At 46.7% G+C, this 353-nt stretch carries 1 protein-coding gene; it reads right to left on the bottom strand.

Annotated features, from left to right (window positions below):
* Nucleotides 1–163: ferritin-like domain-containing protein (locus QWY29_RS21100; protein ID WP_369292667.1), on the bottom strand; the 163-nt coding region annotated here is incomplete at its 3' end.
* Nucleotides 164–353 lie beyond the last annotated feature (190 nt).

Below are 353 nucleotides of genomic sequence, written 5' to 3'. Positions count from 1 at the left end.
CATGGTCGCGCTCCTCGCTGGCCGCCTTGAAGAAGAGAGTGGCGAAGCCTGGCCTGTTCACTTTGTCTCTGGAAAAGTGGGCGGCCATCGCCATATATGTCATGGCAGCTTTCAGTTCTTCGATGACGTGGTCCCTCACTTTGACCACACATGATTGACTCATATCAATCCAGTCTTGGGGAATGTTAGGTTTTTTTGTGTTCACATTGTAAAGTTGCCGAAACTGAGCCGGAGCCGACTGCAAACAAGAAGGCAAAAACTACGAAGATCTTCATGTTGTCAAATCTAGTAAACAAAGAAACGACGTAAAAATGGCTTACTGCAATTGTGACTTTTCGGTAGCCTGCCTTTAC

This window comes from Nocardioides abyssi (assembly GCF_030412915.1).
In the GTDB taxonomy this organism is placed as follows: Bacteria; Actinomycetota; Actinomycetes; order Propionibacteriales; family Nocardioidaceae; genus Nocardioides; species Nocardioides abyssi.
The sequence above is the reverse complement of the archived record's forward strand: the minus strand, read 5'-3'. Positions and strand labels throughout refer to the sequence as shown.